The organism is Lutibacter sp. (assembly GCF_041555395.1).
In the GTDB taxonomy this organism is placed as follows: Bacteria; Bacteroidota; Bacteroidia; order Flavobacteriales; family Flavobacteriaceae; genus Lutibacter.
Genome location: NZ_JBFFKM010000064.1, coordinates 1 through 11,529 on the forward strand (window position 1 = coordinate 1; position 11,529 = coordinate 11,529).

Here is an 11,529-nt window from a genome sequence, read left to right on the forward strand (position 1 = left end):
CGCAAAAATACTAATAATTTTTAGAAATATAATTTTGTTTTTGTTTATTTACGAAAAGTGATAAAATTCTTAAAACAACAACCATAAATACTATTTTGGCGTTCCCGCTTTCTCAGCGGACAGGCTCCGCTGAAAAAGCGGGCGGGCTTTCACTACTCGCTTCCCGTAAAAACGGGAGAGCTCAAACAAACCGCTCAATCCCTAACGCAAATTGAATTACTAATTGTAAGTTTAGAATACCTAAAGTTGTTTTGTGTATTGTTCTTTTTAAGTTTTAACCTAACTTTGAGCTCAGCATCCAACATCTACAAAACACAGCCCTTGACCCTATTTCGGCTACGCTCAACACAAGTCTCAAGAGGGCAATTTGATTCGTTTAACTTCTAGTATTTAACTTTAAACTTTTTTACTATTGCCTATTTGCCAATTGGCTCTAATTTTTAACTTTTGACTTATAACTTTTTTTTTGCCGTATCTTCGCATTTTAAAAATTGATTGCATTTAAATTCTTTATGAAAGCTTTACAATACTTAAACAAATACTTTTTAAAATATAAATACAGGCTGTTCATTGGTATAATTATTACCATTGCTTCTAAATTCCTAGCCTTGCAGGTTCCTCAACTCATCAGGGAATCCGTGAATGTCGCTGAAGATTATAGAAATGGCGTTGTTACCGATTTGACCATCGTAAAATCGGAGTTGTTAAACAACATTCTTTTAATTGTTGCCGCAGCATTGTTATCGGGCTTTTTCACATTTTTAATGAGGCAAACCATTATTGTGATGTCACGATTAATTGAATTTGACCTAAAAAATGAAATTTATCAGCAATACCAGCGATTGTCTTTAAATTTCTATAAAAAAAACAAAACAGGCGATTTAATGAATCGCATTAGCGAAGATGTGAGTAAAGTGCGCATGTACTCGGGTCCGGCCGTTATGTATACCGTAAATATGCTGGTATTGTTTTCTGTGGCCATTATCAAAATGTATAATATTGATACCACTTTAACCAATTACACGTTGTTGCCATTGCCCATTTTATCCGTTTTAATTTATTATTTAAGCAGGGTCATTAACAAACGCAGCACCGTTGTGCAACAATATTTATCCAAATTAACAGCAAGTGCACAAGAAACTTTTTCGGGCATCAGTATCTTAAAATCCTATGGCATTGAAGAAAAATCCAAGACCGAATTTGAGCACTTGTCCAATACAGCCAAAGAAAAAAACATCAGTTTGTTTAAAGTGCAGGCCTTGTTTTTCCCTTCCATGATTTTGTTGATTGGATTGAGCAATATCATGGTTATTTATGTCGGCGGTTTGCGCTATATTCAAGGCACCATTTCTTTGGGGGTTATTGCAGAGTTTATTATGTACATCAACATGCTAACCTGGCCGGTTGCCGTTGTGGGCTGGGTAACTTCCATCATTCAGGAGGCTGAAGCATCACAAAAAAGAATCAACGAGTTTTTAAAGCAGGAGCCTGAAATTAAAAATAACGCCATTGCTCCATCAAAAATTGAAGGTGGCATTGAATTTAAAGATGTCTCATTTACCTATGACGACACCAACATTGAAGCGCTTCAACATGTGAATTTTAAACTTGAAAAAGGAAAAACACTGGGTATTTTAGGAAATACCGGATCTGGAAAAACAACGCTTATAAGTTTAATTGCACGTTTGTATGATGTGAAATCGGGCGAAATATTAATCGACAGACAGTCCATTGAAGAGCTCAATTTAGACAATTTGCGTCAGAGTATTGGTTTTGTTCCGCAAGAAGCATTTCTGTTTTCGGATACCATAAAAAACAACATTAAATTTGGCGATGAATCTGCTTCCGACGAAAAAATTGAACAAGCTGCCAAAGACGCGTACATTCATCACAATATTATTGAGTTTAATAAAGGCTACAACACTTTTGTCGGGGAAAGAGGCGTTACCTTGTCGGGCGGGCAAAAACAACGTGTTTCCATAGCGCGTGCGCTTATTAAAGAACCTGAAATTTTAATTTTTGACGATTGTTTATCAGCAGTTGACACAGAAACAGAAGAAATTATCCTGAATAACTTATTTAAAATAAGTCAGGATAAAACGACCATCATTGTTAGCCATAGAATTTCATCGGTTAAAAATGCGGACGCCATCATTGTATTGGAAAACGGAAAAATAATTCAACAAGGTTCACATAATGAGTTAATTAAAATTAACGGCTATTATAAAGATCTTTATGAACAGCAACTTTTGGAAAAAGAAATTTAAAAAAAGTGAAATAACTCAAATAATTTTATAGATTTGTGTCAAAGTCTAATAGAAAGATAAATTAAAATAGAGGGTTAAATATGAATGACAATGAACATTTAGAACAAGAAGAGATCTTCTCTCAGGTTCTTAGAGCAGGAAGAAGAACTTACTTTTTTGACGTAAGAGCAACAAAAGCAGAAGATTATTACTTAACTATTACTGAAAGTAAAAAATTCACACATGACGATGGATCTTTCCATTACAAAAAGCATAAAATTTATTTATACAAAGAAGATTTTGTGGAATTTAATGACATGCTTAAAGAAGCAACAAGCTATATTTTAAATGAAAAAGGTGAAGAAGTAATTTCTGAACGTCACCAAAAAGATTTTAAAAGACCATCAGAAGGAACAGAGGAAACAGAAGATTCCGTATCAGGATCTGAAAGTTTTACTGATGTAAATTTTGAAGATATATAATAATAGCTTCAGTCAAATAAAAAAACACTTCAATTGAAGTGTTTTTTTTATGCCCAAAAAAAGCTGATGATTAAATCATCAGCTTTTTTAATATTTGTTTTATGCCAATACTTTTTGAACTTTATCCGCAGCCTCCTGAAATTCAGTTGCTGAAATTAAATCCAAACCACTATTATCTAAAAGCTCTTGCGCTTCTTTTGCATTTGTTCCTTGTAAACGCACAATAATTGGAACATTAATAGCATCGCCCATATTTTTATAAGCATCAATTACGCCTTGTGCCACGCGGTCGCAACGTACAATTCCGCCAAAAATATTGACCAATATTGCTTTTACATTCTTATCTTTTAATATAATTCTGAATGCCGTTTCAACACGTTTTGCGTCTGCCGTTCCGCCAACATCCAAAAAGTTCGCAGGCTCGCCGCCAGATTGTTTAATTAAATCCATCGTGCTCATCGCCAATCCGGCTCCATTCACCATACAACCCACATTTCCGTCTAAATCAACATAATTCAATCCTGCCGCATTGGCTTCAACTTCAATTTCATTTTCTTCGCGCAAATCTCTCAGCATCGCTAAATCTTTATGACGAAATAAGGCGTTGTCATCCAAAACAACTTTTGAATCCACCGCTAAAATTTTATCGTCCGACGTTTTTAATACCGGATTGATTTCAAATAAAGTGGCATCAGAATTTACAAATGCCGAATATAAAGAAGTTACAAACTTGATCATTTCTTTCAATGCATTCCCTGACAACCCTAAATTAAAGGCAATTTTACGGGCCTGAAAAGCCTGCAAGCCCAATAAAGGATCCATTTCTTCCGTAAAAATTAAATGAGGCGTTTTTTCCGCAACAGTTTCAATATCCATTCCACCTTCAGTAGAATACATAATCATGTTTTTACCTGTGGCCCTGTTTAACAAAACCGACATATAGTACTCTTCAGGTTCATGTTCCCCTGGATAATAGACATCTTCGGCAATTAAAACCTGATGAACTTTTTTTCCTTGAGGTGGTGTTTGAGGTGTTATCAGCATCATTCCGATGATACTTTCAGAAATTGATTCAATATCTTTCAAACTTTTGGCCAATTTCACGCCACCGCCTTTTCCACGTCCGCCCGCATGAATCTGTGCTTTAACAACCCACCAGTCTGTTCCGGTTTCTACAGCCAGTTGTTTTGCTGCTTCTACCGCTTTTAAATGGTTATCGGCAACAATACCACGTTGTATTCTTACTCCAAAACTATTTAGCAATTCTTTTCCTTGATATTCGTGTAAATTCATTAGAGATAATGGTTTTTTGTAAATATCAACAAATGTACTAATCCTAAAATTAAAATTTATGTTCATTTCAAAAAAGTTTTATAATGTATAACAATGTGCTATTTTTGTAGTCTGTATATTAACATTTATTTAAGACAGGCTTATTCAGGTCTTAAATATTTAAGCAAAAAAATGATTCCTTTTATTAATTTACAATGAAGAATTCCCTATTTATATTCAGTTTATTTATTTTTTCCCTTTGCCATTCTCAAGTAAAAATTAAATCTGTTCATGCTTTACGAATTGATAAAACTCCTGTGATAGATGGTATTCTGGACGAAGTTTTTTGGAAGAATGCCGAATCTGCCCAAGATTTTGTGATGTTTCAACCTGGAGATGGCGGATCGGAAAGAGAAAATAAAAGAACCGTTGTAAAAATAGCGTATGATGATGAAGCCATTTATTTTGGCGCAACCATGTATGATGACAAGCCCGAAGAAATACCAATGCAATTTGGCGCCAGAGATCAAATTGGGCAAGTCGACTTTTTCCAGATTAATATAAACCCAAACAACGACGGGCAGAACGACACTAAACTTGTGGTAATGAGTACCGGTGCCCAGGCCGATGCTAAAGTTTCTTCGAACGAAGAAGATTTCAGCTGGAATGCCGTTTGGGAAAGCAACGTTAAAGTAAACAGCAACAGTTGGGTTGCTGAAATTAAAATTCCATATTCTGAACTCCGATTTTCGAATTCAGCCATCCAAACCTGGGGCATTAATTTTCACAGAAAGATTAATAAATTAAATGAACAATATGTATGGAATTATATTGATAAAAAAATTGGTATATATACTCAATATGCAGGCTCATTAGAAGGTATAAAAAATATTAAGCCTCCTACCCGATTGAGTTTTTCACCCTATACTTATGTCTCACATACCTCATACAATGGAAATTCGGAGTCCGATTACAGCGTTGGTCTGGATTTAAAATATGGTATAAATGAAAGTTTTACGCTCGATGCCACTTTAATTCCCGATTTTGGGCAAACTGCATTCGATAATTTGGTCCTGAATTTAGGTCCATTTGAACAACAATATGCGGAAAAAAGATCCTTTTTTACTGAAGGTACAGAACTTTTTAGCAAAGGTGGTTTATTTTATTCCCGCAGAATTGGAAATGCTCCCGTAGGTTATGATATGGTTGAAACAAACTTAACCGAAAATGAAGAAATTATTGAAAATCCAAACAAAGTAAATATGTTAAATGCCTTAAAAGTTTCGGGCAGAACAAAAAAGGGTTTGGGCATAGGTTTTTTCAATGCCATCACTGAAAAAACTTCAGCAAAAATAAAAAATACGGCAAGCCAGGAAATTAGGAAAGAAGTTACCGAACCTCTTGCCAATTATAATGTATTGGTATTAGACCAACAATTCAACAAAAATTCATCTGTTAGTTTTGTGAATACAAATGTGACCAGAGAAGGCACTTTTAGAGACGCCAATGTTTCGGCACTGCTTTTTAATGTCTCAAACAAAGAGAACAAATACAATATGTCCGGAAATTTTAAAATTAGTGACGTTTTGGACAATAGTGAGCATAATTCGGGATATTCCGGTTTTATTGAATTGTCAAAAATATTTGGTAATTATCAGTATGAAATAGGACATTCCCGAAGCAATAAAACCTATGACATTAACGATTTAGGCTATCAAAACAGAAATAATTATTCCAAATACTGGGGTGAAATATCTTACCGGATTTTTGAACCAACAAAAATCTTTGATGGCTTTAACATTTCGCTATCCGGTAATATAAATTATCAAAATGATTCCAACCTGTATGCGGAAAATGATTTAGAGCTTGATTTTTTCTTTTTTACCAAATCCCGATTTGCCTTTGGTGGAGAATTAGAAACAAACATTGGCAAACAAAATGATTTTTATGCACCCCGCAAAGAGGGGCGATTTTTTAAACAAAATCCTGTATATATTATGAATGGCTGGATTTCTACTGATTACAGAAAAATGTTTGCCATTGATGTCAAAACTACCTACGCTAAACGATATGACACTGAAAATGAATACTATGATTTAACCATTTCTCCCCGATATCGCTTTTCTGATAAATTTTCTGTTATATACGATATGTCTTTTTCAAAACTTATTAATGATAAAGGCTGGGTGAAAAATTTAGAAAATGGCAGCATTATTTTTGGAAACAGAGCTTTAAAGGAAGTGACCAATACCTTAACTGGAAAATTTAGTTTCAATACAAAATCAAATTTAGGCTTGTCATTCAGACATTATTGGTCGCCTGTTGCCTATGATGCCAATTTTTTTGAACTTAATAATGAAGGCACTTTGAACGCAAGTTCCTACCAAGGAAACCATGATATCAATTACAACGTCTGGAATTTGGATTTGAGTTATTCATGGGAGTTTGCTCCGGGAAGTCAGCTAGTTGCCTTGTACAGAAATTCTATTTTTAATGAAGATGACTTGTCTCATTTAAAATTTGGAAAAAATTTGGACAATCTTTCTAACGAGCCAATTACCAATAATATTTCATTAAAATTCATCTATTATTTAGATTACAACAAACTTAAAACTTGGTTGTAACTAGGCAATAAGACAATTAGTTAATGAGCAAATTAGCCGATTAAAGAATAGAGAATGGAGACAAAATTAATGGAAATAAACAGTTACACAGTTATTTGGTTGTTGGTTGTTGGTTGTTGGTTGTTGGTTGTTGGTTGTTGGTTGTTGGTTGTTGGTTAAACAAATAAACAATTAAACAGTTAAACAATTAAACGATTAACCATTTTTACATTACTTTTACAGCATGATAGAAGCGAAAAATATTCATAAATTTTACGGGGAATTAGAGGTTTTAAAAGGCGTAGATTTAACCATAAAAAAGGGAGAAATCGTCGCTATTGTTGGTCCTTCCGGGGCGGGCAAAACAACCTTATTACAAATTCTTGGCACGTTGGACCACCCTGCAAAAGGCAAGGATTCCAAACTTGCCATCAGCGCTAAAAATATCCTGTCGTTAAAAGACAACGAACTTTCTAGGTTCAGAAATCAGCATATTGGTTTTATATTTCAGTTTCATCAGTTGCTGCCGGAATTTACGGCACTTGAAAATGTGTGCATTCCCGCTTTAATAGGGAATACTGCTAAAAAAGATGCAGAAAACAAAGCAAAAGAATTGCTTAATTTTTTAGGACTTTCGAGCAGAATGCACCACAAACCAAACGAATTGTCGGGCGGTGAACAGCAACGCGTTGCCGTTGCCAGAGCGCTAATCAACAATCCTGACGTTATTTTTGCCGATGAGCCCAGCGGCAATTTAGATTCTTCTTCCGCCAAAAATTTGCACGCGTTATTTTTTGACCTTCGCGATAAATTCAACCAAACTTTTGTGATTGTGACACACAATCAGGAATTGGCAGCAATGGCCGACAGAAAGCTGGAAATGACAGACGGCAGAATCAGCAAAAAACCTTTATAAAATGATAGGTATTATTAGTGCCATGCAAGAAGAGATTCAGGCCTTGCTTCATGAACTTCAACAAGTATCAACAACCGTAAAAGGAATGAGAACCTATTATACCGGGACTTTATTCGATAAAAAAGTGGTCCTTGTTTTTTCCCGTTGGGGAAAAGTAGCTTCTGCAGCAACCACCACCCAATTAATCAACGATTTCGATGTTAAAGAAATCATTTTTACCGGCGTGGCGGGCGCCATTAGTCCAAAATTAAATATTGGCGATATTGTGATTGGCAAAAATTTGTACCAACACGATTTAAATGCTTTTCCGTTTTTCGAAAAATTTGAAATCCCTATTTTAAGAAAGAAGTTCCTGGAAACAAGCGATTCCGCAAAATTACTGGAAGCCTCCAATCTATTTTTAGCGACTTATCATCAATTTATTTCATTGGAAGACGCACAGCTTTTTGATATTATAACTCCAAAACTGGTTTATGGCGATATTGCAAGCGGCGATCAGTTTATTTCAAGCCTTAAAAAAATTAAGAAGTTGAATAAAAAGCTTCCAACAGCAGTTTGCGTAGAAATGGAAGGCGCAGCGGTTGCGCAAATTTGTTTTGAATATGAAATTCCATTTTCCATCATTCGTGTCATTTCAGACAAGGCAAACGACAATGCGACCATAGATTTTCCAAAATTTGCCAATACCATTGCGAGCAAATATGCCTTAGGCATTTTGAAAAATTATTTCTCATAAATTCCGCCTATTTTTATATCTTTGATAAACCATTTTGAACAATGCAATTTAAGCATCCGGAAATTCTATACGCGCTTCTTTTACTTATCATTCCGATAATTGTTCATTTATTTCAACTGCAACGCTTCGTTAAAGTTCCATTTACCAATGTCGCATTTTTAAAAAATATTGAAAGACAAACGCGAAAAAGTGCCCAACTTAAAAAGTGGCTTGTTTTACTCAGTCGTTTATTGGCTTTAAGCTGTTTAGTTTTAGCCTTTTCACAACCTTATTTTTCTGAATCTTCAACCCAGAAACATGTAAATATCACTATTTATTTAGACAACTCCTACAGCATGCAAGTAAAGGGAGAACAAGGCGAATTATTGAAAAGTGCTGCTCAAAAAATTATTGACAACAACAACATTCAAAACAGTACTTTTACCTTAATTACCAATGATGAAAATTTTAAGAATTTGGATGCCAAAGGTTTAAAAAACGAATTGATAGACCTTCATTATTCGCCAAATAAACTTGATATAAATACTGTTTTACTGAAAGCAAAAAGTAATTATTCAACTAAAATAAATACTTTAAATAAAATTATATTAATATCTGATTTTCAGAATATTAATATTATCAATAAAATTGATTTCAACATTGTAAATTCGCCAATTTCTCTGTTGCAGCTCTCCCCAAAAGAAGCGCAAAATATTTATTTGGACAGCGTGTCTCTTGAACGAAAATCTTCAACCGAAACAGCACTGAACGTACTTGTAAAAAGCACACAGATGATTACCTCCAACGTTCCGATTTCTTTATTTCAGGAGGAAAACTTAATAGGAAAAACAACCGCAAAATTTGTAAATTCCAATGGGTCAGCCATTCAATTTTCGCTCCAAAACTCGAATAATTTTAACGGAAAAATATCCTTGGTTGATGATGGGTTGGAATTTGATAACGACTTTTACTTTTCAATTTCAACACCCGAAAAAATCAACGTTTTAAGCATTGGAAATCCGACCGAATTTTTACCAAAAATCTATACAAAAAATGAGTTTAATTTTACTGCTTCCTCACTTCAGCAATTAAATTACAACACCATTCAAAATCAGGATTTAATAATTTTGAATGAAATGACAGACATTCCTGCCGAATTACTACGCAGTTTAGTTGAGTTTTCAGAAAATGGCGGAAGTTTGGTTGCAATTCCTTCTCAAGAAGCAAATACCGATTCCTATAACCGACTTTTAAATGCATTTCAGGCCGGAAAAATAAGCGCTAAAATTGAAAATGAACATCAAATTACTACCATTAATTATGAGCATCCTTTAATCGATGATGTTTTTAAAAAGAAAGTGACCAATTTTCAATACCCAAAAACAGCATTGTATTACCAAAACAATTTTAAAAACAGTTCGGCCATTCTTAAATTCGACAATAACAGCCCGTTTATTTCGGCCACAAAAACCAAAAACGGCACTTTTTACTGGATTTCATCACCTTTGAATAAAGGAATTTCAGACTTTACGCAATCACCTTTGGTGGTGCCCGTTTTTTACAATTTCGCTAAAAAAAGTCTGAAAACAACACAAATTTATTATACGATTGCACCAGAAAATGAGATTGAAATAACAACATCCATAGGTAAAGATGATGTACTGAAGATTTCAAACGAAACCAATGCATTTATTCCGCTTCAAAAAGTATCCCAAAACAAAGTCAATATTACCGTGACAGCTATTAATTTGCAAAGCGGATTTTATACGATCTCAAACAATACTGAGGTACTGAAAACCATTGCATTAAATTACAACAGAGAAGAGAGCGACACCAATTACGCCGATTTAAAATCTATGGCTGGTGATGCCGAAAACGTATTTGTTTCCTCCTCAATTGATGAACTTTTTAATGAAATTGGTAATCAACAAAAAATCAATTGGCTTTTTAAATGGTTTTTAGCATTTTCTGTGCTATTTTTGCTCATTGAAATGCTGTTATTAAAATATTTCAAAATATGAATTTACTTCTGAAATCTGCTACCATTATCGATAATTCAAGTCCGTTTCACCTTCAAATTAAAGACCTTCTTATTGAAAACGGCACCATCACAAAAATTGGCGAAAAACTTAAAAATCCGAAAAATTATAAAGAAATAGAATTTGACAACCTGCATATTTCTCAGGGCTGGTTTGATTCGAGCGTATGCTTTGGCGAACCAGGATATGAGGATCGAGAAACGATTGAGAATGGATTGAAAACGGCTTCGAAAAGCGGATTTACCGCAGTTGCCGTAAATCCGAATACCTATCCAGCCACAGACAATAAATCTGCTATTCAGTTTCTAAAAAACAAAGCCAATGGCTCAGCCACAACGCTGTATCCTATGGGAAACCTTACTAAAGGCGGGAAAAGCGAAGATATTGCAGAATTGTACGATATGCAAAACGCCGGCGCCATTGCTTTTGGAGATTATAACAAGGCTGTTTCAAATGCCAATCTTTTGAAAATCGGGTTGCAGTACGCACAAAATTTTGATGCACTCCTCTTAAGTTTTCCGCAGGACAATTCGATAGCAGGAATTGGTTTGGTAAATGAAGAGATTAACAGCACAAAGCTTGGTTTAAAAGGGATTCCCGCTTTATCGGAAGAATTACAAATTGTTCGCGATTTATTTTTGCTGGAATATACCGGTGGAAAATTGCACATTCCAACAATTTCCACTGCAAAATCGGTTGAACTTATAAAGGAAGCTAAAAAGAAAAAATTAAATATTACCTGCAGCGTTGCCGCACATCACTTAGCACTAACCGACGATGAGCTGAAAGATTTTAATGCGAACACAAAAGTATTGCCTCCGTTGCGCACTTCAAAAGACTTAAAGGCATTGATCAAAGGATTAAAAGAAGGCGTTATTGATATGGTGACCAGTGACCACAACCCTATTGATGTTGAACATAAAAAGGTGGAATACAACAACGCAAAATTTGGAACCATTGGACTGGAAAGTTTGTTTGGCGCCTTGAATAAAACAATCGGGCTGGAAACATTAATAGCCAGTTTAACCACCAAACCGAGAGAAAGATTCAATATACCAACCTATTCTATTGCAGAAGGCAAACAAGCCAATATCACCCTTTTTAATCCCGATTTTGACTATACTTTTAGCGAGAACAACATCTTGTCTTCTTCTAAAAACGCTATTTTTCTCCATAAAAATTTAAACGGAAAAGTATATGGGGTTATTTCTAACAGTAAAATGGTATTATAAAAGGATAAAGTGAAAAGGCAATAG

The 11,529-nt window shown here is 34.7% G+C and carries 8 protein-coding genes; 7 read left to right on the top strand and 1 reads right to left on the bottom strand.

Annotated features, from left to right (window positions below):
* Positions 1-512: 512 nt before the first annotated feature.
* Together ABY285_RS11055 and ABY285_RS11060 are read left to right on the top strand one after the other, a co-directional pair.
* On the top strand, positions 513-2,267 hold the full coding sequence (locus tag ABY285_RS11055) for an ABC transporter ATP-binding protein (RefSeq protein WP_372770026.1): 1,755 nt from the start codon (positions 513-515) through the stop codon (positions 2,265-2,267).
* An 80-nt stretch (positions 2,268-2,347) separates the two neighbouring features.
* Positions 2,348-2,728, top strand: a complete 381-nt coding sequence (locus ABY285_RS11060) for a PUR family DNA/RNA-binding protein (protein WP_372770028.1) — start codon at positions 2,348-2,350, stop codon at positions 2,726-2,728.
* Between the two features lie 99 nt (positions 2,729-2,827).
* Here the strand turns inward: ABY285_RS11060 and sucC are convergent, their stop codons facing one another.
* Positions 2,828-4,021, bottom strand: a complete 1,194-nt coding sequence (gene sucC / locus ABY285_RS11065; protein WP_372770030.1) for an ADP-forming succinate--CoA ligase subunit beta — start codon at positions 4,019-4,021, stop codon at positions 2,828-2,830.
* A gap of 194 nt (positions 4,022-4,215) precedes the next feature.
* Here sucC and ABY285_RS11070 point away from each other — a divergent pair, with 194 nt between their 5' ends.
* The 5 genes from ABY285_RS11070 to ABY285_RS11090 all read left to right on the top strand — a co-directional run bounded on the left by ABY285_RS11070 (position 4,216) and on the right by ABY285_RS11090 (position 11,505).
* Complete coding sequence (locus tag ABY285_RS11070) at positions 4,216-6,624, top strand: DUF5916 domain-containing protein (protein ID WP_372770032.1); 2,409 nt, start codon at positions 4,216-4,218, stop codon at positions 6,622-6,624.
* A 223-nt stretch (positions 6,625-6,847) separates the two neighbouring features.
* The gene (locus ABY285_RS11075) at positions 6,848-7,519 is read left to right on the top strand and encodes an ABC transporter ATP-binding protein (RefSeq protein WP_372770034.1); all 672 of its coding nucleotides are present in this window, start codon (positions 6,848-6,850) and stop codon (positions 7,517-7,519) included.
* A gap of 1 nt (position 7,520) precedes the next feature.
* Positions 7,521-8,255, top strand: coding sequence for a 5'-methylthioadenosine/adenosylhomocysteine nucleosidase (locus ABY285_RS11080; RefSeq protein WP_372770036.1), 735 nt, complete (start codon positions 7,521-7,523; stop codon positions 8,253-8,255).
* Positions 8,256-8,296: 41 nt separating this feature from the next.
* A complete protein-coding gene (locus ABY285_RS11085; RefSeq protein WP_372770038.1) occupies positions 8,297-10,255 on the top strand; it encodes a BatA domain-containing protein in 1,959 nt (652 codons plus the stop codon).
* Positions 10,252-11,505: a dihydroorotase family protein gene (locus tag ABY285_RS11090; protein ID WP_372770040.1), complete on the top strand. Its 1,254-nt coding sequence runs from the start codon at positions 10,252-10,254 to the stop codon at positions 11,503-11,505. Before ABY285_RS11085 ends, ABY285_RS11090 begins: the two co-directional genes overlap by 4 nt.
* Positions 11,506-11,529: the final 24 nt, after the last annotated feature.